Genomic DNA, 26222 nt, shown 5'->3' on the forward strand with positions numbered 1-26222 from the left:
GAGCGGATTATTTTATATAGTGAGAGACAGTATCCATTCATGCACCATTGATAGTATGGAAAGGAATGATAAACTGACGATACTTGAAAGGAAAGACTTAAAACGTCTACTGTGAACAAACGGAAAAAGAAAGGAGAATAATAGACCAAACCATCCGATGATAGAAAAGGCAATAAAACAATCAAGAATTAAATGAGATGGTTGTCCTAAATAGAAGAGTCCGCCCAAAAAGACACTCACCAACAGTGGGACTACAAAATCTATGCTGCTGCTTACTACTGATTTACTCTCATAATCAAGCGACTTTTTCGAGAGCAGAGGATATATAAAATAGGGCAAGACGAGACCAAAGGAAATGCCGGTCACCAAACGGCGCAGATTATTCGATTCGAAAAGGTGTGAATAGGAACCAAGTCCATCGATTATTAATGGAATAAGCAATAATAAGAGAAGAAAGCTTATTTTTACAGTAGGTATCGTAATGCACTGCTTCCTTTTTGTAAAATGCAAATAAGTGAATGTAGAAAAAATACCAATATAAATGCCAGTATCCCTAGCACACACAGCAAGTGCCTCTCCGGAAACAAGGAGCGATCGTTCCTCCAATTGATGACATATAGCTCTCCCAAAAAAATGAACTAATTCATGCAGCAAACAAATCACTCCAATTTAGTAGGAACCCAATTCAAAAAGATGAATTGGGTTCTCTCTGGTTAATACGTCATAAATGCCGGGACGATCGACAAGGCAGAAGCGGCAAACCAACAAATACAACTCAGTACAATGGAAACAATACCAACGATTAAACAGGTTTTCCCGATAGCTTTCTTGCCTAAATCTTGATCATTCATCCAAACAATTCCGAGGATAATGCCCACTACAGGTATAATAAAGGACAAAATGTATAAAAGTGCTCTTTGACCTCCCGACAACTAAATCCCCTCCGTTTAAAAAAATGCCATACATATTAAATTCCATGCTCTTTGAATATGTATGATTGGGAGAAGGAGATTTTGCCTGTCTATGTATGAAATTTACTCAAAGTTTCCTGTTACTAAAGTCTGCATTTTTTTCATAAAAGATTGAGACTTAAAAGTAACAATCATGTACTTATTTGTTATAATAAAATTAATACATCGTACTTTAAGACATAAAAATGGGGTTTGGTAAATTCATATGATAAATAAACTAATACAAAGCAGCGGTTTTAAAAGAATTTCTATTTTTGTCTTACTCGCATTAGTTCTATATGCATTAAAAGATATGATCAACTTAATTCTATTTACGTTTATTTTCACCTTTTTAATGGATCGGTTAGTAATATTCTTGAACCGAAAGATACCACTTAATCGAAAATTACTTGTGGTTGCTTCGTATTCCACTATTGTAGGTCTTCTCTCCTACGGTCTTGTGAAGTATTTACCAATGATTGTTGGTGAAATAACGGCATTAATTAAACAAATTACAGCATTCTATACCCAAAAGCATGACAATATCATTTTAAATTATTTGGTTAGCAGACTTGAGGAAATCCAAATTTCGAATTATTTGGAGAGAGGCTTTACCTTTTTAATTGCCTATTTTACAGATATTAGTACCTTTGGTTTGCAAATCCTTATTGCTCTTTTAATGAGCTTATTTTACTTATTAGAAAAACCTCGTTTGATAGAATTTACGAAAAAGTTTAAAACAAGTAAAGTTGCTTCAATCTATGCAGAAATAGAATTCTTTTCACTAAAATTTGTCGGTACGTTTGGGAAGGTAATCGAAGCGCAATTAATTATTGCGGTCGTTAACTGTATTCTGACTACCATTGCATTATGGATTTTTGGCTTCCCGCAATTGGGCGGACTGTCCATCATGATTCTATTCTTAGGATTGATTCCTGTTGCAGGGGTAATTATTTCTTTAATTCCACTCGTTATCATAGGGTATAGCATCGGCGGAATTATGACTGTGTTATATGTATTTATTGCCATTATGATTATCCATGCAATCGAAGCCTATATTTTGAATCCAAATTTAATGTCATCTAAAACAAATTTACCGGTTTTCTATACATTCCTAGTATTAATCTTTTCAGAACATTTCTTCGGGGTTTGGGGCTTAATCATTGGTATTCCAGTCTTTGTTTTCATTTTGGATGTTTTAGAAGTAACAGATCATAAGAAAGTTTAGAAGGTGATGATAATGAGCGAATGCAAACTGGATCATTCACAGGAAGATGTTAGAAACAAGTATGAATCGCAAGAGGCATTTCTTCCTGAAGACATGAAGCTATTATTTGAACAATTTTTCGCCAAGGAACATACACAAGATTTATTAAATGAAGTGTTTCATCTGCTAAAGAAATATGACCTTGCTACCGAAGAAGAGAGAGATGAGAGAAATCACCGATTATATTTTGTTTTGAAAAACGTTTAACAGCTTAAACCTCCAGCAATGGGGGTTTTTTGCTTTGGAAAAATCTGTCTTAATAGGAAAGCGGCTATGTTCATGAAAATCCCTTTTTTTGAAAATAGTAAAGATAACTAAAAATGAAGGGGAAAGAAGGGGTACAATGGGAGAATTATTTAGATTATTAAGAAAAGGTAATAAATCTGCATTGGTTGCTGCGATTGTTAACACGATCATTTCTATTGCTAAAGGTGTTGCATATACGTTTACTGGAAACGTAGCAATGTTTGCTGAAACGATGCATAGTCTGGGCGATGCCGCAAACCAGTTTTTTGTTTTTGTAGGATCTGCCTTAAGCAAAAAGTCACCAACCAATCGCTTCCCAAATGGCTTTGGCCGATTGGTAAACTTAGTCCTATTGGGCGCTGTACTGATTGTTGGTATTATGGCTTTTGAAACCATCCAAGAAGGGTATCATCATATTCTTCACCCTGCTGAATCCGAAGGGTTCTTAATTAATGTAGGTGTTCTCGCATTTGCCCTCATACTGGAGTTATATGTTCTTTATAAGGCAATGAAGGAAGTCATGCATGAAGTTGGTGAACCAGCAAGTGGCCCAAGTGTGTTTTTTAAGAGTTTTGCCCACCTAGGCAGGGCTAAGCCAGCAACAAAATTAGTGTTCCTGGAAGATTTAGTCGCAACAAGCGGGGGCTTACTCGCGATTTTAGCTGTAGTGATTTCTCATTTTACACATATCCATTGGATCGAAGGAGCTGCTTCGATTCTCATTGGTTTAATGATGTTCTTCGTTGTCGGCCGAGTCTTTTTGGATAACGCTGCGGGTGTTCTTGGCAGGGCAGATGAGGAAATGGAAGAAAAGATAGGACAATTAGTGATGTCTGACCCTGATGTTAAGGATATCCAAGATCTTGCTGTCATTAAAGAAGGGGAAGATTTGCATGTGGAATTGGAAATTGAAATTGATCCAAGTCTTACGATAGCGGCTGCAGATGATATCAAAGACCGTCTACAGGAGAAAATTATGGCAGAAAAAGGCGTAGTTGATGTCACGATTGAGTTTGATGAAGAAGATGGAGTAATGACGTGGAACAATGATTCTACGGTGAAAAAATAAAGATAGGCTAGCTAAAATAGCAGCCTATCTTTATTCCCATGGTTTTTCAGTTGTAAAGTAACTCGCAAGTTCTTTACTGTTTTTTCGGTGCTCTTTCCGTTTTTCGGCTCTATCCTTACCTGTTTCAAACAGCTTTTTTTCCTCTTCTGTTTCTGGAATAATACCTGGAACTTTTGTTGGTTTACCATCATCATCCAACGCTACAAAGGTTAAAAAAGCGGTAGCAGCAATTTTTCGATTACCTGTTATTAGATTTTCTGCAATCACTTTGACGAAAACCTCCATTGAACTCGTTCCTGTATAGGTAACGAAAGATTCAATACATACAGAGTCCTGCTGAGTGATCGGACTTAAAAAATCAACAGAATCTGTCGAGGCGGTAACAACTTCTTTCCTTGCGTGTCGGACAGCGGAAATCGAGGCAACCATGTCCATATCACTCATTAACTTGCCCCCGAATAGGGTATTATGATTGTTTACATCATTCGGAAAAATTCTGCCTGTCCGAACGACTCGTGATTCATTACATGTTTTTGCGTCCATTTTTTCCTCCATGACCTAAGATAAATGTATTTTAAACTAGAATTATAATACATAATCATGTAAATGAAAAAGAATAGAGTTTAGAAATAGAGCGAACAATAAGTAATTATGATAAATTACATATATGATACATAGGATGGAGGTTAAATGACTATGCAAAAAGAAATTATGCAGACATTAAATGTGAAACCTGAGATTAATCCAAAAGAAGAGATTCAAACTCGAATCCAATTTCTAAAAAACTATTTGTTAAAAACAAAGGCGAAAGGGTATGTGCTGGGGATTAGCGGTGGACAGGATTCAACGCTTGCTGGACGACTCGTTCAATTAGCAGTCGAAGAACTTCGTCAAGAAGGAAACAATGCAGTATTTATTGCTGTACGTTTACCTTATGGAGTTCAGCAGGATGAAGAGGATGCAAAACGTGCTCTAAACTTCATCCGTGCAGACCGCGAGTATGTATTTAACATTCAAGGTGCGGTGGATGCATTTCAAGCTGAATATAATTCGGTTACGAATGAAGAGCCATTAAGTGATTACCACAAAGGAAATGTGAAGGCAAGAATGAGAATGATTGCGCAATATGCGTTTGGCGGTATGGAAGGCCTGCTTGTCATCGGTACAGACCATGCAGCTGAAGCTGTTACAGGTTTTTATACTAAATATGGTGACGGCGGAGCGGATGTCCTGCCATTAAGCGGATTAACGAAACGCCAAGGCAAAGCTTTGTTAAAAGAACTAGGTGCAGAGGAGAGGCTTTATTTAAAAGTACCTACTGCTGATTTACTCGATAAAAAGCCAGGACAAGCGGATGAGACGGAATTAGGCATTACATATGATGAGCTTGATGATTACCTCGAAGGAAAACCTGTTTCAAAAGACGTAGCTGAAAAAATTGAACAGCGTTATAAGGCAACAGAACATAAGCGTCAGCTGCCAGCCTCTATGTTTGATCAATGGTGGAAGTAAAGAGAAGGGAGTCACCCTTCTTTTTTTTGGCTCAGTTATATCTGGTTATTTCACTGAGCTTGAAAATAAAAGGAAAAAATCCGGCTAAATTAGTGAATACCCATATTTTCATAATAATAAAGGAGGTTTTTCCGTTTATAGTAGCTGAATCTATGAATTTTGACTAAATTAGAGCAGTTAATCGAAATATCTCCGCTAATAACATCTTCTTAGGCTCCACTATATACATTAGCAGGAAATTCTCCGCCTATGCATTCTCAAACCTATACACCAAAATCAACAATCAATAATTACATAGCCTTCTTTTTTAAAAATTCATAAAAATGATACAATTCATCCGATTATTTTTGCAGGCTGGTTTTATAATTATAGATAAAACCATTGCAAAAAGGGTGTGGAAAATATGAGAGCAAACATGACGGAAACGAAATTTCTTATCTATACTGTAGGTGCCATTTTACTATTAATGATGGTTCGTATTTTCCTGTCACAAATGTATACCATCTATGATCAAAAAAACTATGTAGGCATACATTCCCTGTTAGAAATTGTTTGTATAGCGATATCAGTAACTATATTTCTTTATGGTTTAAAAAAGTTTGGTACAACGAGATCCATTCGTATGCTGCTATTGGCATTTACCTTTTTTGTAGTAGGAATGTTTGATTTATTCCACACTCTGTCATTTAAAGGAATGCCTTTTTTTATTACAGCTAGTTCCGTTCAAAAAGCAACCTGGTTTTGGATTATAGGAAGGGTCATTCAGTCGATTTTAATGCTCTCCCTCATACTCATTCCAGAGAGAAAAATAAAAAGGGATTATCGAATCGTATCATTGATTGTAGGGTTTGGCCTGACTAGTATTATTGGGTATATAATCCTTGCATTTGAAAAGGATCTTCCCCTGCTGGTGATTGAAGGAAAAGGGACTACTTTATTAAAGAATGGTTTGGAATATGGTGTAAGCTTCATATTATTTATCTCGTTAACGGTCTCCCTCTATCAGTATTATCTAGAAAAACAAAACGATAACTTATACTTTGCATTGGCCTTTGTCTTCTTACTATTAACAGAATTAATTTTTACCATTTATCAAAGTGTTTTTGATTTAGATAATTTCCTAGGACACATTTATAAAGTTTTTGGTTTTTACTTTATATTGAAGGGCTTTTACTTCACTGAATTTATTCACACCAACGAACAAGAAGTTGAACAGAAATCCATGTCTGATTATCCCGGATTATTCTTTCGGTTAGAGAAGCAAGACAACCAGTATGTTTGTAAAGCCATAGATGGTGAATTGTTGCAGCGAATTTGTTATCACCAAGAAAAAGTCATTGGAAGACCGATATCGGAAATCCTTCCATCCGCGGATGATTCTATAAATAATTATTGTCATTTATCGAAGAAGCTTCAAGAAGGTTTTACCTTTGAAATGGTTTTTCAAGATAAGGAATTGTTAATTTCAATAAGATCTTCTGTTGACGAAAACGGTCAAGAGGTTATACTAGGAACGGCCATAGACTTGACGGGAGTATTTCCGCGAAGGGTCAATCCAAAGCAAAAAAGGCTAGATGAAAATATAAATTTCAAAAAAGTAATGTAATCAACTTAGGATTACCTTGCTTTTTTTTGTTTAAAATAATAATTTGAGATAATTTTTCCATTGACTGTGCGGTATGGGACTCTTATTATTATTACGTTACTATAATAATTATTCGTATTAATCCGCATTACTCGATAGGAGGGTACATCGTGGGGATTTCAAATAAATTAGGCTTTTGGGTATTAACGGCACTTGTCGTTGGAAATATGGTCGGTTCAGGTATTTTTATGCTTCCACGCTCGTTATCGGAGGCAGCAAGCCCAGGCGGAGTTCTGTTAGCTTGGCTTCTTACTGGAATTGGTGTACTAATGATTGCACTTGTTTTCGGCAACTTGGCTATTCGGAAACCGAATTTAACAGGCGGCCCGCAAATTTATGCGAAGGAGCTTTTTAAACCAGATTCGGAGGCCTCTGTACTTTCAGGTTTTATGGCGTCATGGGGTTACTGGATTGGAAACTTAGCCGGAAATGTGGCGATTATTACAACGTTTGCTGGATATTTATCAACGTTTTTTCCGATTTTAACAAGTCAGGCTGATTGGTTCACTATTGGCGGTTTCACGCTTAAGGTTGGAAATGGGTTAACATTTATCGTTTGTACTGTTCTCTTATGGGGTACCCATTTTATTATTTTACGCGGTTTAGAAAGTGCGGGAAAATTAAATTTCGCAGCAACTGCTGCAAAGGTTACTGGGTTTTTGCTATTTATCGTTGTTGGACTCTTTACTTTTGATCAAACAAATATCATGCCGATGGTAGATACAAGAATTAGTGATTCCGGTCAAACAATTCATTTAATGTCACAAGTTAACAATGCAGCATTGGTGACACTTTGGGCATTCCTTGGAGTCGAATCTGCTGTAGTGTTTGCATCACGTGCTAAGAGGAAAATCGATGTAAAACGGGCGACGATTGTCGGGCTATTTATCGCGCTAGGTATCTATATTGGGATCAGCACACTCGTAATGGGCATGCTAGATCAAAACACACTTATCCATTCTGATAAACCATTAATTGACGCAATTTCAGCTGTAATGGGACCAATTGGTGGAAAAGTTTTAGCGGCTATTGGTTTAGTCTGTTTATTTGGTTCCACGATTGGCTGGGTTATGTTAAGTGCTGAAGTACCATATCAGGCTGCAAAGCAAGGATTATTCCTTCCTGCTTTCTTAAAAGAAAACAAAAAAGGACTGCCAATCTTTTCGCTTGTGTTAACCAACGGCATTGCACAGATCTTTATCTTTTCTACTGTTTCGAAGTCAATTTCAGGAGCGTTTGATTTTATTATTACGATTGCAACTTTAGCTTATTTAGTACCTTATTTTATTGCTTCTGTTTATCAGTTGAAATTGGTTATTACAGGGGCATCCTACACGAATTCTAAATCAAGAATGATAGATGGAGTCATTGCAGCAATTGCTACCATCTACTCAGTTTGGGTCATTGTATCAGGAACATCTGACTTAAAGACCTTTGTACTAGGAATTGTGCTTTTATCAAGCGGAATATTCTTTTATTCACCGCTTAAGAAAAAACATGCTGCAGATCAACTAAAAAAAGAATTATTATCAGCTTAATATAAAAATGTAAAACACCTGTCTTTTGAACTTAAAGGTTCACTTTAAGTTTAACTGGCAGGTGTTTTACATTTTTTATGATTCTAATGGGAACGATAAAGTTATATTGTACTTGATTGCCCAGAACTATATAGGAGGTACTTGAATGAGAAAATTAACGTTTTTTTTCGTACTATTACTCAGCACATTTTTAATTCTTTCGGCATGTGGTAAAGATGACAAAGCAAAGGAAGATAAAAAAGAAGACAAAAAGACCGCAGAAAAAGCTGAGGACAAAGATCTATTAGCCAAAGTGAAGGATGATGGAAAACTGTTAATAGGAACAGAAGGTACATATGCTCCATTTACCTTTCATGATGAGAGCGGTAATCTTACCGGATTTGATGTTGAGATAGCAACAGAGGTTGCAAAACGATTAGGGGTAGAACCTGAGTTCAAAGAGACACAGTGGGACGCAATCTTTGCCGGGCTCGATGCCAAGCGATTTGACATGATTGCTAATCAGGTTGGAATCCGTCCTGACCGTCAGGAAAAATATGATTTCTCTGACCCATATACTACTTCAGCGGCAGTTCTGATTGTGCACAAAGAAAATAATGAAATAAAGAATTTTGAGGACATAAAAGGATTAAATGCTGCTCAATCTCTGACGAGTAATTATGGAGAAATGGCAAAAAAGTATGGTGCTAATTTAGTTAGTGTGGAAGGATTTACCCAATCGGTTGAACTCCTTGCTTCTAAACGTGTTGACGTAACGATTAATGATCGAATTTCGTATTTAGATTATACAAAGCATAGACCAGAGGCACCAATAAAAGTTGCTGCGACAAGTGAAGATGCTTCAGCCAGCGGGCTTATGTTTAGAAAAGGCAGCGATACGCTCGTAGCCGAAGTAAATAAAGCTTTAACAGAAATGGTTGAAGACGGCACATACAAAAAAATCTCAGAGAAATGGTTTGGTGAAGATGTACTTAAATAGTATTTTTGCTGATCCAGAGCGAACCGCACGATTAATGGACATAGCACAAAGTTCCTTTCTGCCCCTTCTGAAAGGGGCTATTTTTTATACCATTCCGTTAACCATCATTACGTTTATTGTGGGTTTGGTTTTAGCTATTTTAACTGCCTTGGCTAGAATCTCACATGTGAAGGTCTTTCAAATCATTGCAAGGGTCTATGTTTCTGCGATTCGCGGAACCCCTTTATTAGTACAGCTTTTCATTATTTTTTATGGTCTTCCGAATATCGGGATTATCATTGACTCCTATATCGCAGCCGTAATTGGTTTTTCTCTTAGTGTCGGGGCGTACACTTCTGAAATTATTCGTGCCGCGATTCTTTCCACCCCAAAAGGGCAGTGGGAGGCAGGCTATTCAATAGGAATGAGTTACCCCCAAGTGTTAAGAAGAATTATCCTGCCTCAGGCAGCAAGAGTATCGATTCCTCCACTTTCAAATTCGTTTATTAGTCTCGTGAAGGATACTTCCCTTGCATCCTTAGTGCTAGTATCTGAGATGTTTCGCAAAGCCCAAGAAATAGCTGCAAGCAATTATGAATTTTTATTGGTTTATTCGGAAGCTGCATTGATCTATTGGGCTATTTGCTTTATCCTTTCCATTTTTCAACAATACTTTGAAAAGAAACTCGATCGATACGTGTAATAGAAGGGAGGGCTATCTACGATGATTTCTATACAAGGATTGTACAAGCAATTCGGCAATTTAGAGGTTTTAAAAGGGATCAATTTAGAGGTGGAAAAAGGGAATGTAGTCGTAATTATAGGGCCATCCGGGTCTGGAAAAACCACCATGCTTCGCTGCTTAAATGTATTAGAAACTCCAACGAAAGGTGTCATTTCCATTGAGGGAAACACCCTCGATTTCTCAGGTACTGTACCGAAAAAAAACATTGCTGCCTTTCGCCGATTAACGGGTATGGTTTTTCAAAGCTATAACTTATTCCCTCATAAAACAGCACTAGAAAATGTGATGGAGGGTCCGCTAATCGTAAAGAATGAGAATAAGGATACAGCTCGAAAAAAGGCTCAAATATTATTAGAAAAGGTGGGGCTGGGGGATAAAATCGATTTTTATCCCGCACAGCTCTCAGGCGGGCAGCAGCAGCGGGTTGGCATTGCGAGGGCTTTAGCCATGGAGCCAAAGGTTATGCTGTTTGATGAACCGACTTCAGCACTAGACCCTGAGCTGGTGGGAGAAGTATTAAAGGTGATGAAGGACCTAGCAAACGAAGGTATGACGATGATGGTGGTTACACACGAAATGCGCTTTGCCAGAGAGGCGGCAAATGAGGTTATTTTTATGGATCAAGGGGTAGTAATTGAGAGAAATAATCCAGAAGAAATTTTCACCAATCCAAAAGAAGAGCGGACAAGGAAATTTTTAAATATGATTCAGTAAGGCTATGGCAAAAGTCATAGCCATTTTTATATTATTTAGGTAAAATTTTATTATAAAATTGTGAAACTTTTCCATAACTGGAACGTATTAAAGTTGCATACATAGGGAAGGGAGTGGTGCCGATGGAAGTATTCAATTTGCCATTAGAAACTATTTATCTATATGGGTTAATGGGTGCAGGTATTTTAACCATTTTATATGTGTTTTTTGCAGACGTCGTTCATTTTGACGGGCCAGATTATCTTAACCCCGTAATTATCCTGGCTTTTGTAACCCTTTTTTCCGCAAGCGGGTATTTATTTGAAAAGCTTTCCGAGGTTCATTACTTGGTAATCGCAGGAGTATCAGCCATTATAGCCTTTATCCTGGTTACTTTTTTAAATGTATTTGTTCTTATTCCATTATCGAATGCAGAGGAGTCACTCGTTTATAAAGAAAGTGATTTAAGAGGAAGGATTGGAACCGTGATTACCGCGATTCCGGCTGATGGGTATGGAGAAGTTTTAATTGAAAGTATAAGCGGCAGAATTGCCAAACCAGCAACTAGCTTTGATCGTATTCAGATTGATAACGGCACAAATGTGCTGGTTGTTGATATAAAAGATGGGGTACTTCAAGTAAGTTCCCAACAAGAAATAGAGACATATTTATAGGGAGGTTGGCTAGATGGAATTAGGTTTTTGGATTGTGATTGGGATTGTTGCTTTTATATTAATTGCTTTAATTGGTGTTTTTATTACGAAGTATCGAACAGCGGGGCCTGATGAGGCGCTGATTGTTACCGGCAGTTTCTTAGGAAACGGAAATGTTCATGTGGATGAATCAGGGAATAAAATTAAAATCATCCGCGGCGGCGGTAGTTTCATTTTACCAGTGTTTCAACAAGCAAAACCGCTTAGCTTGCTGTCTAGTAAGTTAGAAGTAACAACACCGGAAGTATATACAGAGCAGGGTGTCCCGGTCATGGCAGATGGTGTTGCCATTATAAAGATCGGCGGTTCGATTAGTGAGATTGCGACTGCTGCTGAACAGTTCCTTGGTAAAGCAAAGGATGATCGTGAAAATGAAGCAAAGGAAGTTCTTGAGGGTCACTTACGTTCTATCCTTGGTTCCATGACGGTGGAAGAAATTTATAAAAATCGTGATAAGTTCTCGCAAGAGGTTCAACGAGTTGCTTCACAGGACTTAGCAAAAATGGGATTAGTGATCGTTTCCTTTACGATAAGGGATGTTCGCGATAAAAACGGATACCTGGATTCCCTTGGTAAACCGCGTATTGCCCAGGTAAAACGGGATGCGGATATTGCTACAGCAGAAGCTGACAAAGAAACGAGAATTAAAAAAGCCGAAGCAGCAAAAGAAGCGAAGCGTTCTGAATTAGAACGGGCAACTGAAATCGCTGAGGCAGAGAAAGTAAATCAGCTAAAAGTTGCTGAGTTCCGTCGTGAACAAGATAGTGCGAAAGCGCGTGCTGACATGGCGTATGAATTGGAAAGTGCCAGGGCGAAGCAGGAAGTAACAGAGCAGGAAATGCAAGTTAAAATCATCGAAAGACAAAAGCAGATTGAACTCGAAGAAAAAGAAATTCTCCGCCGTGAACGTCAATACGATTCAGAAGTAAAGAAAAAGGCCGATGCGGATCGATACTCCGTGGAGCAGGCTGCAGCAGCGAATAAAGCAAAACAAATTGCAGAGGCTGAAGCGAATAAGTATCGTATCGAAGCAATGGCAAAAGCAGAAGCAGAACGCGTTCGCCTAGATGGTTTATCAAAAGCGGAAGCCCAAAAGGCGCAAGGTACGGCAGAGGCTGAAATCATTCGCTTGAAAGGTTTAGCAGAAGCAGAAGCGAAAGAAAAGATTGCAGAAGCATTCGAACAGTTCGGTCAAGCCGCCATCTTGGATATGATCATCAAAATGCTTCCTGAATATGCGAAGCAAGTGGCAAGCCCGCTATCTAATATCGATAAGATTACGGTGGTCGACACTGGGGGTTCCGGAGAGAATGGCGGTGCCAATAAGATTACCGGTTATGCTACAAACCTAATGGCTACTCTTCAAGAATCATTAAAGGCATCGAGCGGAATTGATGTTAAAGAATTAATCGAGAACTATTCCGGAAAAGGAAATGTAAAACGGAGTATTGAGGAATTAACAGATTCTATTAAAAAGACTGATAGCTAAACAAAAAGGTCCTTATCAATTTCTGATAAGGACTTTTTTGTGCAAAAAAATAGGATTCCTCAACGCTTGAGGGAACCCATATGTAAAAAAGAGAGATTAAAATTTGGGAAGCAAGAAGGTTCATTACCTTAGGTGATGAATAGCTCTTTCATTGCTACAGGTACATCTTATCGAGAAATATTGTAGATGTTATGAAGAACTTGTGATGAATTTGTGAAGATGAAAAAAGCGATTCCCCGACATGATATATTATAGCTAAGGGGAGTGAGAACGATGAAAATACTGCTTGTTGATGATGAAAAAAGAATCATAGAAGTTCTCGAAGCCTACCTCGAGAGAGAGGGCTATGAAATTCATTGTGCTGATAACGGTATTGATGCCTTGAAAAAAGCGAAAACGATAAATCCAGATTTGATTATATTAGATTTAATGCTTCCGGATATTTCTGGTGAAGAAGTATGCCGCTTAGTAAGAAAAGAATCAGATGTTCCGATTCTGATGCTGACCGCGAAGTCTGCAGAGGATGACCGGATTAACGGGATTGTCATGGGGGCAGATGATTATTTAACGAAGCCATTTAGCCCGCGGGAAGTAGTGGTGCGCGTACAGGCGATCCTAAGAAGAGTAAAGAAAACAGAGAAAGTAGAACGAATTGAATTCAATAATAAACAGCTGGCCATAGACCTTAGTAAAAAGGAAGTAATAGTTAAAGGGCAGGATGTTATTTTGACACCGATTGAATATAAGCTGTTAACCAATATGGCGCTAAATCCTGGAAGAGTATATAGCCGGATGGACTTACTCGAAAAAATCCAAGATGAAGGTATGTATTACGAAGGCTATGAGCGCAGTGTTGACACGCATATTAAAAACCTTCGAAAGAAAATTGAGTTGGATTCTAGGCAGCCAACGTTTATTCTCACCGTATTTGGGATGGGTTATAAATTTGGAGGGGTGCTAGATGTTTCAAACACTGCGGTCTAGAATTCTCTTTTATTTATTACTCAGCTCGCTGATTGGGATCCTCTTTGTCAGCTTTTTTATGCAGTGGGGATTTGAAGAGAGCTTTACGAAATATCTAGATCGTAATCGTGAAAAAAAGATTGATAGAATTATTACAGAAATTGAAAAGGGCTATCAGAAAAATGGCCATTTTACCAGGGACCCTGTTTTTGGTTTCCTCCACGAGCATGCGATGACCGATCAGCTATATTTCGATTTGTATGATAACCGTGGTCAATTACAAATGGGGACCTCTAATATTGTGGGCTATTTGAACAGCCTTGGATTGACTGAACCAGAACCGAATGATGAAGAGTGGCATTCTGCTTCCTATACGTTAAAAGCAGACAATAAAGTGATTGGTAAACTTGTTGCGATATACCCAATCGGCTTAATCGATGATGAGTATAATTTTTTACAAACCATTCAGTTATACATTTATGCAGCCGTTTGTTTAACGATACTGTTATCCATTCTTCTTAGTATGTTATTCTCGAAAAAAATAACGTCTAGCTTAAATAAAGTTTCCTTTGCAGCCAATGAGCTCCAGCAGCATAATCTTTCAATCCGAATTCCTCTGACGGGATTGCCAACAGAGGTAAAGCAGCTAGCGATATCCTTTAATAATTTAGCAGAATCGTTGGCAAAGGGGGAAATGTTAAGAAAGCAGTTTACTGGCGATTTAGCCCATGAGCTCCGGACACCGCTAGCTACGTTAAGAAGTCAAATTGAAGCCTACCAAGATGGGATTTGGGAGCCAACACCAGCACGATTACAATCCAGTCATGAAGAGCTAATGCGACTAGTGAGATTGGTAAATGAGCTTGAGAAGCTGCTTGCTGCCGAGAACCCACAAATTAAATTGGAAAAAGTAGAAGTAGAAGCTGGTAATGTGCTGGTTGCATTATGGGAAATGTTTGTACCTTTGTTTAAACAAAAGGGTGTCCATCTTCATATTGAAGAGCCTGATCTGGAACTCCTTTTCCCAGCCGACAAGGATCGTTTAATGCAGATTCTCTCAAACGTGTTAAACAATGCCCTTAAATATACACCAGAAGGTAAGAATGTAACCATATCAGTATTAACAGAAAAAGATGGGTATGTAGGCTTTAAGGTCGAAGATGAAGGTTCAGGGATGGCTGAGGAAGATATTCCTCATATATTTGAGCGCTTTTACCGCGGTGATAAATCGCGTGATCGAAAAACCGGCGGAGCTGGAATTGGGCTTTCCATTGTCAAAGCCTTAATGGAAGCACATAAAGGGATTATAAAAGTAAAAAGCAGAAAAAATAAAGGAACAAGCATTATCTTATGGTTTCCAGAAGACGAGGATTAAAAAAGAGCCGCTATCTCATGAGTGATAGCGGCTTTTGCTTGTTAGAATGTAAGGGATAAAATTTTTTCCATTCATTTAGGAAAGGAGAAGTCGCTGAATTGGGGTGTTCAAGGACTCTCTGGGTAGGGCCATACTGCTTAATTTCTCCATTGACAATAATCGCAAGTGAACTTGTTAGATAATTGATTTCCATTAAATCATGACTGACAAAGGCGGTTGTCGTTCCCGAGCCTTCAATAATTCCTTTGAAGTCATCCATTAATTTAATTTTGGTTGGAAAGTCTAATGCTGAAAAAGGTTCATCCAGAAAAAGTATTTCAGGCTCGACAATCATTGCTCTTGCAAGGTTTACACGCTGAGCCTCACCGCCTGAAAGGAAATGGACGTTTTTTTTCGCAAGGTGACTAATTTGAAACTGTTCCATCCATAATGTTACTTTGTCTTTTATGATCGCTTTGGGTACATTTCTTAACTTTAAACCAATTGCAATATTGTTAAAAACAGTTCCTTCTAGTAGCAGAGATTGCTGCAGGGCCACTGAGAATTTTCGCCGCAGTTCAAGGGAGGGAGTTCCATTGGGAACGACTTGCCCACGGTAGAGAATCTCACCACTACTTATTCGATCCAACAAAGCCACTACTTTAAGCAAGCTGCTTTTACCAGCACCATTAGGTCCCATCATCCCAAGGAATTCGCCTGCTTGGATTTGAAAATGTGGAATCGTTAGGATGGTTTTATTATGTGCCTGATAGGTAATGTTTTTAAGCTCAATTAATGGATTCATGATACTCGCTTCCTTTGCTGTAACATGGTTAACGCGGCAGTAATGAGTAACGCAACGGTCAATAAAATGAAAGAAATCGCAAGAGCAACATCAAAGTTACCTTTTGAAACTTCCATAACAATAGAAGTGGTTAGGATACGTGTATCTCCTTGGATATTTCCACCAACCATCATTGCAGCACCAACCTCCGCGATCACACGGCCAAAGCCTGCCATTATGGCAGCAACAATAGCAATTTTGGTTTGTTTGAAGAGTATCATAATGGTTTGTAGTTTCGTTGCACCGAGTGCTTTAATTTGCAAAAGCATTTTATCATTGATTTGTTGAAAAGCAGAGCTTGTTAAGCCTGTGACAATCGGTAAGGAAACCAATACTTGGGCCATAACAATGGCAGTCGGAGAATAGAGCAATTGTAAATGTCCGAGAGGCCCAGAACGCCACAAGAGCATGGTGATCCATAACCCAGCAACAACAGGAGGTAAGCCCATGCCGATATTAATGAAAACAAGTATTAGTTTTCTGCCTTTAAATCTTGTTAGACCTAGAAGCATTCCAAGGGGCAGGCCAATGATGGAACTAATAAGGATAGCCATAAAGCAGACTCTTAATGTTAACCAAGTGATCTCGAAAATCTCTGTATCACCGGTTAGAATCATTTCCACCGCTTTTTTCAGTCCATCGATAATAAGTTCCATCCGGCCTTCTCCTTCCACTTTCCCTAGGTTTATTCGGTATATTTAATAAATAATGACTGTCCAAATTCTTCTTTTCCAAAACTTTCAATGACGTCTTGAGTTTTAGAATCAACCATGAATTCAACAAATTTTTCTGCGTCTGTACTGTTTACCATGTCGTGTTTCTCAGGATTTACCTGCATAACATGGTAAATATTCATTAAATCAGTGCCGCCTTCAACGACAATTTTTAGGTTTGTTAAGTTTTTCTCCTGTGCAAGCCAAGTAGCCCGGTCGGTTAAAATATAGCCATTTTTTTCATTTGCAATTTGTAAGGAAGCACCCATTCCTTGTCCAGTGGAGATATAGGTGTCACCAGTTGGCTGGATATTCGCAGCTGTCCAAATTCCTAGTTCCTTTTTATGGGTACCAGAGTCATCACCGCGAGTAATAAAGTTTGATTTTACTTCAGTGATTTTTTGGAATGCTGCTTTCACGTCATCGCCACTTACGCCTGCAGGATTATCTTTCGGTCCTACTAAAATAAAATCATTGTACATCACGCGTTTACGATTGATGGCGTCACCACTTGTTACTAGTTCTTCCTCTGACTTTGGAGCATGGACTAGAAGGACATCAGCTTCCCCTTTTGTTCCCATCTCTAATGCTTGTCCGGTACCAACGGCAATGGTTTTTACTTTTACATTGTTTTCTTTTTCAAAGATTGGCAGCAATTCATCTAATAAGCCGCTATCCTGAGTGCTTGTAGTAGTGGCTAGGATTAATTCAGTAGGTTCTGCCTTCGGTTCTGACTTTTTCTCCTTAGCATCCGCTGAATCAGTGTTGCTATTTCCGCATGCGGATAGTATGAGAAGCATGAATACAACTAGTGTAGCAAAAAAACGATTCTTCAACATGAAATTTCCTCCATTTTGTTAGTTTGATAGATTACTTTGCCTAATTCTTCAATATCATATCCTTCTAATTCTGTTATACTGCTTTTAAAATGATCGGACTGAAGGTAATGAATCAATTTAACTAGATTTTCTTTGTTCTCGTTTGACAGTCGCAATACAAGATCAAATTGTTCCTTGGCGACTGGAATAAAATCCAATCCTAAATGACTAGCAGCTGAGTGAATCCCAAAGGCAACGTCCGCCACGCCTCTACTGATATAAGAAGCGGTTGATAAATGATTCCATTCTTCATTCTCGTAACCATTTATAGCAGCAGGGTCAATTCCCTGTTTGGATAGCATAGAGTCTAAAAGAAATCTTGTCCCCGCACCTTTTTGGCGATTAACAAATTGAATATCTTTTCTGGTAAGATCCTGAAAGTCCGAAATCCCTTTTGGATTTCCTTTTGCTATGATAAAGCCTTGTTCCCTTGAGGCAAAACGAACCACACAAATGGATTCGTGAACAAATAGCTGATTGATAAATGGGAGATTGTATTCTTGTGATGCTGGATCTAATAAATGGATGGCTGCAATATCGGTTTGGCCTCTATAGAGCATCATCAGACCTTCAAGACTTCCTATGTACGTCGGCTGAATCTGCAGGTGTAAATCCTTCGATGTTTGTTTTACAAAATGTTCTACTAAAAAGTCATGGCTCCCGGATAATCGAATTTGAATGGAAGCAGGGGGTTCAATCTGTTCCGCTTGTATTTTTTTTGCAGGTGCTTTTGTGCTTTCTTTATATCGTTCGATTTCTTCATATTCAATCCTCATTTTGTTGCCAACTTTAAACGCCTGAAGCTCACCTCGCTTAATCAGTTCATAAACCGTATGTTTCGAGATCTGGAACAATTGAGCTACCTCATCTGGTGTGTAAGCCTTTCCAATCATCCGTAATGCCTCCTTTCATTAGCAAAGTAAATATAATACAAATATACTATGGTTCCTGTGACTTTTGTTAAGTTTTGTTAAGTTTCGTTTAGTTTTATTTAGAATTGTCACTTTTTGTTCATGTTTTTTTGAAAAGTTCACACTTTCTTCATAAACTTCACTGATTGTTCATCTGTGAACAAAGCAGATTGATGTACTATATGAATAGATGAAAATTTATATAAAAAGGGATGAAGATGAGATGGCAAAACTTCTATATATTACTGTTAACCCCAAAAATGATATAAAGCTATCAAAGGGTATGCAGCTAGGTGAGGCTTTTTTAGAAGAGTTTAAAAAACAGAAGCCTGATGTTGAAATAGAACATATGCATTTATATGATATGGATATCCCTCAAATAGATATGGACTTACTGTATGCACGTGCAAAATTATCGTTTATGGGTAAAACCTTTGATGAGCTTACAGAGGGTGAGCAAAAACAAATTACGGCTATGCATGCATTGGCAGACCGCTTTATTGCAGCGGATTATTATGTGTTTGTTACACCAATTTGGAACTTTGGATCACCAGCCATTTTAAAAGCATTCCTTGATAATTTATTTATCGTGAACAAGACATTTATTAATACGCATGAAGGAGCAAAAGGGCTGCTAACAAACCGCAAAGCCCTTCATATCCAAACACGCGGCGGAATTTACTCCACGGGTCCAATGGTAGACTTTGAATTTGGAGACCGCTTCTTAACAAAAGTACTTGGATTCTTAGGTATGGAGGTCATGCCGACTGTATATGCAGAAGGTATGGATCACTTTCCAAAACAGGTACCAGAAATCATGGCGAAGGCTAAAGAACAAGTCATCGAAGCGGCTAGAGAAATGGCAAAGGAAACAGTTACAGTTTAATAGAATTAAAAATGCGGCTCGATTATCGAGCCGCATTTTTGTTGAGTTTCTTAGATATCAAATTGGGGGGGTTACAGCTCTTCTTGAGGACAAAACTCTAGCTGTGACGAGAAGATTTGTCCTCAATAGAGGGCCTTGAAGACAAATCTCCGGCTGTGAAAAGAAGATTTGTCCTCAATCGAGTGTCTTGAGGACAAAAATCCAGCTGGGACCAAGAGATTTGTCCCCAATCGGGTGTCTTGAGGACAAAACTTCGGCTACGACGAAAAGATTTGTCCTCAATCGAGTGCCTTGAGGACAAAACTCCGGCTGTGACGAGAAGATTTGTCCTCAATGGGGTGTCTTGAGGACAAAACTCCAGCTGGGATCAAGAGATTTGTCCTCAATCACCATCCAACAGAGGAATCCCTCCAATAAATAGAAGTTTCCCCTCTAAAACTTTCCTGTAAACTGAAAAAATAAAACCGCAAAACCTAGAACCCAGACATAAATGGCAAACGGTTTTAACGAGTGTTTCTTTAAAAATCCTATCATCCACTTTACTGCAACATATCCGAATAGTGCAGAGGAGGCGATCCCAACGATTAATGCAGATAGAGAAATTTCCTCTCCGGCCCCTCCGAATAAATCCATTGACTGCAGTACAACCGCACCGGCGATGGCAGGTGTAGATAAGAGAAAAGAAAAATAGGCTGCAGTTTCGCGGTCTAACTTCCTCCATAGCGCAGCCACAATCGTGAACCCAGAGCGGGAAATCGCAGGAAAAATGGCAGCGGCCTGAAAGGAGCCGATGATGAAAGCATCCGTATAACTAATATCATCCATTTTTTTATAGCCATTTTTTGCGGAATCAGCAATCCAGAGAAACAAACCGGTAACTAAGAACTCCCAGCCAATCGTAACACCTGTCTTCGAAATCTCCTCAAAGTAGTCTTTGAAAAGCAACCCTATCACGACAGCTGGAATGGTTCCGACAATCAACAGAAAGGTCAGCTTACTAAACGGATTTTTAATAATCTTAACAAATTCATCCTTATAGAAGACAAAAACGGCGATCAGGGTACCAATGTGCAGCATGGTATCAAGCAATAGACCAGCTTCTTGTAAACCAAATAAATTCCTTCCTAAATATAAATGTCCTGTAGAGCTTATTGGTAAAAATTCCGTTAATCCCTGGATAATTCCTAATATGAGTGCTTCTAATTTACTTAACATATCCAACCTCTCTTTCTGCACCATTAGCCTGTACATAGTAAAGATATGCAAGTCTCTCAACAAATAAGCAATAAATTTTTTGACCTGATTAAACTTGTCTGTTGTTGTCCGCTCCAAGCTAAATTTTTATATATTACTAAGGCAAAAATAGTGCAAAAGCAGTGAAATCTCCCATAAAATAGAAGTAAGAATTTTGGAGAGGAGCAGCACTTTTGAAAAATCACCATCTACTTTTCAATACATCCATCGGAGTAAAGAAACCAGAAAGTATAAGAAATAAACAGCAGGCATGCCCTTTTTGTGCACGAGAAGAGCTGACTGACCTTATTGAAGTGGATGGACCCATCATATTACTAAAAAATAAATATCCTGTTCTAGAAAATGCCTACCAAACGGTTCTAATTGAAACAGACGATTGTCATGGTGATTTATCTGTCTATGAGCTTCCCTTTCTCCATAGACTCTTACAGTTTGCGATCAGAAATTGGCTTGAATTAGATAGAACTGGAAAATATGAATCAGTTATTTTTTTCAAAAATCATGGTCCGTTGTCAGGGGGGACTATTGCCCATCCTCATATGCAGATAATTGGCTTAAATGATATTAACTATAAGGAAAACATATCTGAAGAAGTGTTTACGGGTATTATAATAGAAGAAAAAGATGGGGTAACGTTTACTCTTTCCACAAAACCAAAGGTAGGCTTTTATGAATTTAATATTCATATGGATGACTCAAGCTATAATGAAACCTTTGGTGTTTATCTTCAAAAAGCCGTGCATTACATTCTGAATAACTTCCCGTTTAAAGCAAGCAGCTATAATCTTTTTTTTCATCATTATAATAAAAGAATATACGTGAAAATTGTGCCTCGATTTGTCACTACGCCACTTTATATCGGCTATGGGATTCCCCAAGTACCAAGTAATTTACATTGGATGGCAGATGATTTAAAAAGTAAATACTTCACCAGTGGGAGCGCCTAACAATAGGAGCTTCCACTTTTTTGCATATGCATATGTAAATTCACCCATTCTTACTTTATAAGTTGTGCTTTGGGCATATAAAAAATATAATGAAATAATGTACAAGTTCCTTTTTGAGACTTTGACATAAAGGAGTGCGAATGATGACATCATCTAAAAATACAACTTCAAAACTTGATTATAGCCTTGTTTTTATCTTACTGTTATTGTTTTTGGCCAGCTGTTTATCGATTTATAGTGCGCAGGCCAGCGGTCAATATGAAAGTAACTTTCTTATAAAGCAGATTATCTTTTATGGAATTGGCTGCGGAATTATTGCTGCCGTTATTAGGCTGGACTCCGACCAGTTAAAAAAATTAACCTGGTATGCTTACGGAGTGGGAATATTTCTACTTATACTATTAATCATAGCGCCAGAAAGCATTGCACCTGTCATCAATGGGGCAAAAAACTGGTTTAAGGTTCCCGGAATCGGCTCACTTCAGCCGTCAGAGTTTGTCAAAATCTTTATTATTTTAGCGCTGGCCAAAGTAATTGAGGCCCATCACCTTAAAAACCCAGTTAAAACCATAGCCTCTGATTTTTGGTTATTAATAAAGCTGGGAGTCGTCACGATGGCACCATTAATATTAATTATTAAACAAGACTTAGGGACGTCGCTCGTATTCATAGCCATCCTATTAGGGATGATATTTATTTCTGGCATAACATGGAAATTATTAGTACCAATCTTTTCAGTTGGAACGGCACTTATTTCAGTTATTTTTTATTTTGTATTGTTAAAGCCTGAGGTTCTTGAAAAATATTTAGGTGTGAAGCAGTATCAATTTAGCCGTATCTACTCTTGGCTCGACCCTTATAACTTCCAAAGCTCAGCAGGATACCAGCTGACACGATCACTCTTAGCGATTGGCTCAGGACAAACTGGAGGTAAGGGATACGGGAATAGGGAAGTATATCTCCCTGAAAGCCATACCGATTTTATCTTTAGTGTCGTTGGAGAAGAGTATGGTTTTATTGGTGCCAGTGTACTAGTAAGTTTATTTTTCTTGTTGATTTATCATATCACCAAGGTTGGAATGGAAACGAAGAACAATTTTTATACGTATATTTGCGTGGGAGTAATTAGTATGATTACCTTCCATGTATTCCAAAATATCGGGATGACGATTGGAGTGCTGCCGATTACGGGTATTCCATTGCCATTCATCAGCTATGGGGGAAGTTCTTTAATGGGGAATATGCTTGGGCTGGGATTAATCTTCTCCATACGCTACCACTATAAAAAATACATGTTTTCAACAAATGCATAAACAAAAAAAAACGCGGGGATTAATATCCTCGCGTTTTTCTATATTATTTCTTTAAAAAGATCTTTTCAACATCATCAAGCATGAGGTTTGCAGCAAGTACACCGCCGGCTGTATTCCAGATGGTATCACTAACTTTGTGTACTTCCCCTTTTTTGGCTACTTCAAGGTTCTTGAACAGCGGGTCAGCAATCCATTCTTTTTCTAACTCAGAACCTTTCCCGTCTCCAGTCTCATAAGTGAAGTAGAAAAGGATATCTCCATCCATGGCTGGAATGCGTTCCTTTGTTACGTTTCTTTCTGCAAAATCGTCAACATTTTGGCTTTCCGGACGAGCAAATCCAAGGTCCCCTAAAATAACACCAGAGAATGTATCTTTATGATAAATACGAACCTCACCGGCCATAAAGCGAACCATTGAAACCTTCATGTTTAATTTGTCGCCAAGCTGTTCTTTTAAATCAGCAACTCGCGTATTGTACTTATCTAATACTTCTTTCCCTTTTTCTTCTTTATTTAATGCTTTCGCATAAAGTTCAAAGTTTACCTTCCAGTCTCCTCGAAGTGTTTCCGCGAAAACTGTCGGTGCAATCGCGTTCAGTTGATCATAAATTTTTTCTTGGCGCATTTTATTACCTATGATTAAATCTGGTTTTAGTGCAGCAATCGCTTCAACATTGACTTCACTCTCAACACCAACCACTTGGGTGTCCTTTAATTGATCAGCAATATGATCATACCAAGGGTCACCTGTAAAGGATTTTACTGCACCAACAGGAGTAACTCCCATTGCTAAGAGGGCTTCGGTACCTTCGTTTGTTAAAATCACAACACGTTCAGGGGTACCTTTAATCGTTGTAGATCCCATTGCATGCTCGACCGTATAGCTTGTTTCCTCTTTTGGTTTTTCCGTTTCTTTCTTTTCCGTTGTCTTCTCCTCGGTACCACCACACGCAGCTAATAACAAAAGTGCGATGATTGAAAAAAGAGTAAATAGTGGTCTTAATCTTTTCATGCGAATATGTATCCTCCTTATTTTCTAATTGTTAATGATAATCATTTTCAATGACAACCTAATAATAAAATGGATATTGAACGTTGTCAACGCTTTATTTTAAAATGAAATCCTTCATTTATTGACAATCTTGTAAACGTATGTCCAAATAACTGAAAATGGTTATCATCCTCATTGACAATCATTATCAATGGGATATAAACTTAAAGATAGAAAACGCATTTATACTATAAATATGGTTAGAAAGGTCTTCAAAAAATGCTTTTAAAAAATAGCGCATTAAGGTGGGTGGGATTACTAACCTCCGTACTTTTACTATTGTTCTTCATGTGTGCCAGTATCGTTTTTGGTTATACAGAAACTACATTCCGTACGGCTATTAATGCCTTTACCCATTATAATGGCTCAAATGAACATATTATTATTCAAACTGTTAGACTTCCAAGAGCGCTCATAGCGGCTGCTGTTGGGGCAAGCCTAGCTATTGCTGGAGTTTTAATGCAGACATTAACCAAAAATCCGCTGGCGTCCCCAGGAATTTTTGGTATCAATGCAGGTGCGGGCTTTGTAGTAGTGGCAGCCGTCACTTTATTTTCTGTTTCAAGTTTGCAGGCATTTAGTGGTCTCGCCTTTTTAGGAGCAGCCATTGCTGCGATAAGTGTATACGCCATTGGCTCAGTCGGTCGGGAAGGTTTAACTCCGATGAAGTTGACTTTAGCTGGAGCAGCCATTGCGGCGATGTTTTCATCATTCACGCAAGGATTACTTGTCATCGACGAGGCAGCACTAGAGCAAGTGCTATTTTGGCTAGCCGGGTCTGTTGCTGGACGCAAGCTGGAGACGCTTGTTTCCGTGTTACCTTACCTCGGTATTGGTTGGATTGCCTCAATTATGATTGCCGGGAAGATGAATATCCTCTCCATGGGAGAAGACGTAGCAAAAGGACTTGGTCTAAAAACCGGATTTGTAAAAATTATGGTCGGCGTGATTGTTATTTTGCTTGCAGGCGGGGCAGTCTCTGTAGCAGGTCCAATTGGATTTGTTGGAATCGTTATTCCGCATATTACTAGGTCTATCATTGGAATTGACCATCGCTGGGTGATTCCATTGTCAGGTATCTTAGGTGCAATTTTGTTAGTAGCGGCAGATATTTCAGCACGATATGTTCTTATGCCCTCCGAGGTGCCAGTCGGGGTTATGACAGCTATCATCGGGACTCCATTCTTTATTTACATAGCAAGAAAGGGGTTCAATGCACGATGAGTAAATATAAAAATATTCGCTTTTTGAATGGGAAGATTTCTTTCTTGCTGGATCGGAAAGCATTGTTAACCACATTCACACTCTTTCTGGCGGCGTTTATTGTTTTTGTTGTCAGTACAGCTAGTGGAGAAATGAAAATAAATCCACTGACTGTTTTAAAAGTATTTACAGGCAGTGGACCTGAAATGGAAACACTAATCATAACATCATTTCGTCTGCCTAGAATTATTATCGCATTGATTGTTGGGATTTCCTTAGCCGTTGCTGGGGGTATCTTACAAGGAATGATCCGGAATCCCCTCGCTTCGCCTGATGTACTTGGTATTACAGGCGGAGCCAGTGCAGCAGTAGTAGCCTTTCTCGCTATATTCAGCGATGAAAGTAATGCTTTAACGGTCAGTATCGCATGGCTGCCATTAGCTGCATTCTTAGGTGCTGGCTTCGTGGCTTTTTTAGTTTACTTCTTGGCTTGGAAAAATGGGGTATCCCCTATAAGGTTAGTCCTAATTGGAATCGGGATTTCTACCTTAATGCAAGCAATAACGACGTTAATGATGATTATGGGCCCTATCTATCAGGCGAGTCAGGCAAACATTTGGATAACAGGTACGGTTTACGGGTCTAATTGGAAAAATGTCGGTACATTACTTCCATGGGCAGTGGTATTTCTTATTATCGCCTTTGCCGCTGCAAGAACCATTAACATACAAGAACTTGGTGACGAGATTGCCACAGGTTTAGGCAGTAAGATTCAAAGACAAAGGTTTTTGTTACTTATGATTAGTACAGCATTAATCGGCGGATCGGTTGCTTTCGCTGGTGGAATTGGTTTTGTTGGATTAATGGCACCGCATATGGCAAGAAGAATGGTGGGTTCTTCGTTTGGAGCATTACTGCCAGTTTCAGCATTAATAGGTGGAATTCTCGTAATGCTGGCAGATTTAATTGGAAGAACGATGTTTTCACCTTTGGAAATACCTGCAGGAGTTTTTACAGCGGGAATCGGTGCACCTTATTTTATATACCTGCTTTTTAAAACAAGAAATGCTTAATCGAAAT

General features: G+C 38.6%; 27 protein-coding genes. 18 read left to right on the forward strand and 9 right to left on the reverse strand.

Annotation, left to right across the window (positions count from 1 at the left end):
• Positions 1-12: 12 nt before the first annotated feature.
• Positions 13-654 carry a DUF2085 domain-containing protein gene (locus ACN6MT_RS09705; protein ID WP_419955721.1) on the reverse strand — a complete coding sequence of 214 codons (642 nt, stop codon included), beginning with the start codon at positions 652-654 and terminating at the stop codon, positions 13-15.
• 59 nt (positions 655-713) lie between these two features.
• Positions 714-932, reverse strand: a complete 219-nt coding sequence (locus ACN6MT_RS09710) for a hypothetical protein (RefSeq protein WP_034673935.1) — start codon at positions 930-932, stop codon at positions 714-716.
• A gap of 238 nt (positions 933-1170) precedes the next feature.
• Between ACN6MT_RS09710 and ACN6MT_RS09715 the strand changes: the two genes are divergently transcribed.
• The 3 genes from ACN6MT_RS09715 to ACN6MT_RS09725 all read left to right on the forward strand — a co-directional run bounded on the left by ACN6MT_RS09715 (position 1171) and on the right by ACN6MT_RS09725 (position 3532).
• Positions 1171-2178 carry an AI-2E family transporter gene (locus ACN6MT_RS09715; RefSeq protein WP_419956415.1) on the forward strand — a complete coding sequence of 336 codons (1008 nt, stop codon included), beginning with the start codon at positions 1171-1173 and terminating at the stop codon, positions 2176-2178.
• Positions 2179-2190: 12 nt separating this feature from the next.
• On the forward strand, positions 2191-2424 hold the full coding sequence (locus tag ACN6MT_RS09720; protein WP_419955722.1) for a hypothetical protein: 234 nt from the start codon (positions 2191-2193) through the stop codon (positions 2422-2424).
• A 136-nt stretch (positions 2425-2560) separates the two neighbouring features.
• On the forward strand, positions 2561-3532 hold the full coding sequence (locus tag ACN6MT_RS09725; RefSeq protein ID WP_419955723.1) for a cation diffusion facilitator family transporter: 972 nt from the start codon (positions 2561-2563) through the stop codon (positions 3530-3532).
• Positions 3533-3562: 30 nt separating this feature from the next.
• Here the strand turns inward: ACN6MT_RS09725 and ACN6MT_RS09730 are convergent, their stop codons facing one another.
• A complete protein-coding gene (locus tag ACN6MT_RS09730; RefSeq protein ID WP_034673931.1) occupies positions 3563-4075 on the reverse strand; it encodes an acyl-CoA thioesterase in 513 nt (170 codons plus the stop codon).
• A gap of 147 nt (positions 4076-4222) precedes the next feature.
• Here ACN6MT_RS09730 and nadE point away from each other — a divergent pair, with 147 nt between their 5' ends.
• The 10 genes from nadE to ACN6MT_RS09780 all read left to right on the forward strand — a co-directional run bounded on the left by nadE (position 4223) and on the right by ACN6MT_RS09780 (position 15163).
• The gene (gene nadE, locus ACN6MT_RS09735; protein WP_419955724.1) at positions 4223-5044 is read left to right on the forward strand and encodes an ammonia-dependent NAD(+) synthetase; all 822 of its coding nucleotides are present in this window, start codon (positions 4223-4225) and stop codon (positions 5042-5044) included.
• A 403-nt stretch (positions 5045-5447) separates the two neighbouring features.
• Positions 5448-6650, forward strand: a complete 1203-nt coding sequence (locus ACN6MT_RS09740) for an MASE3 domain-containing protein (RefSeq protein ID WP_419955725.1) — start codon at positions 5448-5450, stop codon at positions 6648-6650.
• A gap of 149 nt (positions 6651-6799) precedes the next feature.
• The gene (locus ACN6MT_RS09745; RefSeq protein ID WP_419955726.1) at positions 6800-8227 is read left to right on the forward strand and encodes an amino acid permease; all 1428 of its coding nucleotides are present in this window, start codon (positions 6800-6802) and stop codon (positions 8225-8227) included.
• Between the two features lie 145 nt (positions 8228-8372).
• Positions 8373-9206 carry an amino acid ABC transporter substrate-binding protein gene (locus tag ACN6MT_RS09750; protein WP_419955727.1) on the forward strand — a complete coding sequence of 278 codons (834 nt, stop codon included), beginning with the start codon at positions 8373-8375 and terminating at the stop codon, positions 9204-9206.
• Positions 9193-9888, forward strand: a complete 696-nt coding sequence (locus tag ACN6MT_RS09755; protein ID WP_063252105.1) for an amino acid ABC transporter permease — start codon at positions 9193-9195, stop codon at positions 9886-9888. Before ACN6MT_RS09750 ends, ACN6MT_RS09755 begins: the two co-directional genes overlap by 14 nt.
• A 21-nt stretch (positions 9889-9909) precedes the next feature.
• The gene (locus tag ACN6MT_RS09760) at positions 9910-10644 is read left to right on the forward strand and encodes an amino acid ABC transporter ATP-binding protein (RefSeq protein WP_063252106.1); all 735 of its coding nucleotides are present in this window, start codon (positions 9910-9912) and stop codon (positions 10642-10644) included.
• A 122-nt stretch (positions 10645-10766) separates the two neighbouring features.
• Positions 10767-11297 (forward strand): NfeD family protein, encoded by a 531-nt coding sequence (locus ACN6MT_RS09765; protein WP_419955728.1) that lies wholly within the window; start codon positions 10767-10769, stop codon positions 11295-11297.
• A gap of 13 nt (positions 11298-11310) precedes the next feature.
• Complete coding sequence (locus ACN6MT_RS09770; protein WP_063252109.1) at positions 11311-12825, forward strand: flotillin family protein; 1515 nt, start codon at positions 11311-11313, stop codon at positions 12823-12825.
• Between the two features lie 273 nt (positions 12826-13098).
• A complete protein-coding gene (locus tag ACN6MT_RS09775) occupies positions 13099-13809 on the forward strand; it encodes a response regulator transcription factor (protein WP_063252111.1) in 711 nt (236 codons plus the stop codon).
• Positions 13787-15163, forward strand: a complete 1377-nt coding sequence (locus ACN6MT_RS09780) for a HAMP domain-containing sensor histidine kinase (protein ID WP_419955729.1) — start codon at positions 13787-13789, stop codon at positions 15161-15163. Before ACN6MT_RS09775 ends, ACN6MT_RS09780 begins: the two co-directional genes overlap by 23 nt.
• A 10-nt stretch (positions 15164-15173) precedes the next feature.
• Here the strand turns inward: ACN6MT_RS09780 and ACN6MT_RS09785 are convergent, their stop codons facing one another.
• The 4 genes from ACN6MT_RS09785 to ACN6MT_RS09800 are packed head-to-tail and all read right to left on the reverse strand — an operon-like array spanning position 15174 to position 18470.
• Positions 15174-15947 (reverse strand): ABC transporter ATP-binding protein, encoded by a 774-nt coding sequence (locus ACN6MT_RS09785; protein WP_419955730.1) that lies wholly within the window; start codon positions 15945-15947, stop codon positions 15174-15176.
• On the reverse strand, positions 15944-16642 hold the full coding sequence (locus ACN6MT_RS09790; protein ID WP_419955731.1) for an ABC transporter permease: 699 nt from the start codon (positions 16640-16642) through the stop codon (positions 15944-15946). The genes ACN6MT_RS09785 and ACN6MT_RS09790 overlap by 4 nt, the downstream gene beginning before the upstream one ends.
• Positions 16643-16671: 29 nt before the next feature.
• Complete coding sequence (locus tag ACN6MT_RS09795) at positions 16672-17538, reverse strand: substrate-binding domain-containing protein (RefSeq protein WP_419955732.1); 867 nt, start codon at positions 17536-17538, stop codon at positions 16672-16674.
• Positions 17532-18470: a substrate-binding domain-containing protein gene (locus tag ACN6MT_RS09800; protein WP_419955733.1), complete on the reverse strand. Its 939-nt coding sequence runs from the start codon at positions 18468-18470 to the stop codon at positions 17532-17534. Before ACN6MT_RS09800 ends, ACN6MT_RS09795 begins: the two co-directional genes overlap by 7 nt.
• Before the next feature lie 241 nt (positions 18471-18711).
• Between ACN6MT_RS09800 and ACN6MT_RS09805 the strand changes: the two genes are divergently transcribed.
• Positions 18712-19374 carry an FMN-dependent NADH-azoreductase gene (locus ACN6MT_RS09805; RefSeq protein WP_419955734.1) on the forward strand — a complete coding sequence of 221 codons (663 nt, stop codon included), beginning with the start codon at positions 18712-18714 and terminating at the stop codon, positions 19372-19374.
• Between the two features lie 432 nt (positions 19375-19806).
• Here the strand turns inward: ACN6MT_RS09805 and ACN6MT_RS09810 are convergent, their stop codons facing one another.
• Entirely contained in the window at positions 19807-20589 is a 783-nt protein-coding gene (locus tag ACN6MT_RS09810; protein WP_419955735.1) for an undecaprenyl-diphosphate phosphatase, read from the reverse strand.
• Between the two features lie 212 nt (positions 20590-20801).
• Here ACN6MT_RS09810 and ACN6MT_RS09815 point away from each other — a divergent pair, with 212 nt between their 5' ends.
• Together ACN6MT_RS09815 and ACN6MT_RS09820 are read left to right on the forward strand one after the other, a co-directional pair.
• Positions 20802-21575, forward strand: coding sequence for a DUF4931 domain-containing protein (locus ACN6MT_RS09815; RefSeq protein WP_419955736.1), 774 nt, complete (start codon positions 20802-20804; stop codon positions 21573-21575).
• Positions 21576-21718: 143 nt separating this feature from the next.
• Positions 21719-22888: an FtsW/RodA/SpoVE family cell cycle protein gene (locus ACN6MT_RS09820; protein WP_063255081.1), complete on the forward strand. Its 1170-nt coding sequence runs from the start codon at positions 21719-21721 to the stop codon at positions 22886-22888.
• A gap of 43 nt (positions 22889-22931) precedes the next feature.
• Here the strand turns inward: ACN6MT_RS09820 and ACN6MT_RS09825 are convergent, their stop codons facing one another.
• Positions 22932-23900 carry an ABC transporter substrate-binding protein gene (locus ACN6MT_RS09825; RefSeq protein ID WP_063255082.1) on the reverse strand — a complete coding sequence of 323 codons (969 nt, stop codon included), beginning with the start codon at positions 23898-23900 and terminating at the stop codon, positions 22932-22934.
• 258 nt (positions 23901-24158) lie between these two features.
• On the opposite strand from ACN6MT_RS09825, the gene ACN6MT_RS09830 reads away from it, so the two are divergent.
• Together ACN6MT_RS09830 and ACN6MT_RS09835 are read left to right on the forward strand one after the other, a co-directional pair.
• Entirely contained in the window at positions 24159-25163 is a 1005-nt protein-coding gene (locus ACN6MT_RS09830) for a FecCD family ABC transporter permease (RefSeq protein WP_419955737.1), read from the forward strand.
• Complete coding sequence (locus tag ACN6MT_RS09835) at positions 25160-26215, forward strand: FecCD family ABC transporter permease (protein ID WP_419955738.1); 1056 nt, start codon at positions 25160-25162, stop codon at positions 26213-26215. Before ACN6MT_RS09830 ends, ACN6MT_RS09835 begins: the two co-directional genes overlap by 4 nt.
• The last annotated feature ends 7 nt before the right edge of the window (positions 26216-26222 follow it).

Origin of the sequence: Neobacillus niacini, assembly GCF_048572935.1 — a bacterium.
GTDB classification, from domain to species: domain Bacteria; phylum Bacillota; class Bacilli; order Bacillales; family Cytobacillaceae; genus Neobacillus; species Neobacillus niacini.

What these genes read in the sequence shown, in the direction of transcription:
- ACN6MT_RS09720 (WP_419955722.1), top strand. Translation starts at nt 2,191, where the DNA reads ATGAGCGAATGCAAACTGGATCATTCACAGGAAGATGTTAGAAACAAG.
- ACN6MT_RS09725 (WP_419955723.1), top strand. Translation starts at nt 2,561, where the DNA reads ATGGGAGAATTATTTAGATTATTAAGAAAAGGTAATAAATCTGCATTG.
- ACN6MT_RS09730 (WP_034673931.1), bottom strand. Translation starts at nt 4,075, where the DNA reads ATGGACGCAAAAACATGTAATGAATCACGAGTCGTTCGGACAGGCAGA.
- nadE (WP_419955724.1), top strand. Translation starts at nt 4,223, where the DNA reads ATGACTATGCAAAAAGAAATTATGCAGACATTAAATGTGAAACCTGAG.
- ACN6MT_RS09740 (WP_419955725.1), top strand. Translation starts at nt 5,448, where the DNA reads ATGAGAGCAAACATGACGGAAACGAAATTTCTTATCTATACTGTAGGT.
- ACN6MT_RS09750 (WP_419955727.1), top strand. Translation starts at nt 8,373, where the DNA reads ATGAGAAAATTAACGTTTTTTTTCGTACTATTACTCAGCACATTTTTA.
- ACN6MT_RS09755 (WP_063252105.1), top strand. Translation starts at nt 9,193, where the DNA reads ATGTACTTAAATAGTATTTTTGCTGATCCAGAGCGAACCGCACGATTA.
- ACN6MT_RS09760 (WP_063252106.1), top strand. Translation starts at nt 9,910, where the DNA reads ATGATTTCTATACAAGGATTGTACAAGCAATTCGGCAATTTAGAGGTT.
- ACN6MT_RS09765 (WP_419955728.1), top strand. Translation starts at nt 10,767, where the DNA reads ATGGAAGTATTCAATTTGCCATTAGAAACTATTTATCTATATGGGTTA.
- ACN6MT_RS09770 (WP_063252109.1), top strand. Translation starts at nt 11,311, where the DNA reads ATGGAATTAGGTTTTTGGATTGTGATTGGGATTGTTGCTTTTATATTA.
- ACN6MT_RS09775 (WP_063252111.1), top strand. Translation starts at nt 13,099, where the DNA reads ATGAAAATACTGCTTGTTGATGATGAAAAAAGAATCATAGAAGTTCTC.
- ACN6MT_RS09780 (WP_419955729.1), top strand. Translation starts at nt 13,787, where the DNA reads ATGTTTCAAACACTGCGGTCTAGAATTCTCTTTTATTTATTACTCAGC.
- ACN6MT_RS09785 (WP_419955730.1), bottom strand. Translation starts at nt 15,947, where the DNA reads ATGAATCCATTAATTGAGCTTAAAAACATTACCTATCAGGCACATAAT.
- ACN6MT_RS09790 (WP_419955731.1), bottom strand. Translation starts at nt 16,642, where the DNA reads ATGGAACTTATTATCGATGGACTGAAAAAAGCGGTGGAAATGATTCTA.
- ACN6MT_RS09795 (WP_419955732.1), bottom strand. Translation starts at nt 17,538, where the DNA reads ATGTTGAAGAATCGTTTTTTTGCTACACTAGTTGTATTCATGCTTCTC.
- ACN6MT_RS09800 (WP_419955733.1), bottom strand. Translation starts at nt 18,470, where the DNA reads ATGATTGGAAAGGCTTACACACCAGATGAGGTAGCTCAATTGTTCCAG.
- ACN6MT_RS09805 (WP_419955734.1), top strand. Translation starts at nt 18,712, where the DNA reads ATGGCAAAACTTCTATATATTACTGTTAACCCCAAAAATGATATAAAG.
- ACN6MT_RS09810 (WP_419955735.1), bottom strand. Translation starts at nt 20,589, where the DNA reads ATGTTAAGTAAATTAGAAGCACTCATATTAGGAATTATCCAGGGATTA.
- ACN6MT_RS09820 (WP_063255081.1), top strand. Translation starts at nt 21,719, where the DNA reads ATGACATCATCTAAAAATACAACTTCAAAACTTGATTATAGCCTTGTT.
- ACN6MT_RS09825 (WP_063255082.1), bottom strand. Translation starts at nt 23,900, where the DNA reads ATGAAAAGATTAAGACCACTATTTACTCTTTTTTCAATCATCGCACTT.
- ACN6MT_RS09830 (WP_419955737.1), top strand. Translation starts at nt 24,159, where the DNA reads ATGCTTTTAAAAAATAGCGCATTAAGGTGGGTGGGATTACTAACCTCC.
- ACN6MT_RS09835 (WP_419955738.1), top strand. Translation starts at nt 25,160, where the DNA reads ATGAGTAAATATAAAAATATTCGCTTTTTGAATGGGAAGATTTCTTTC.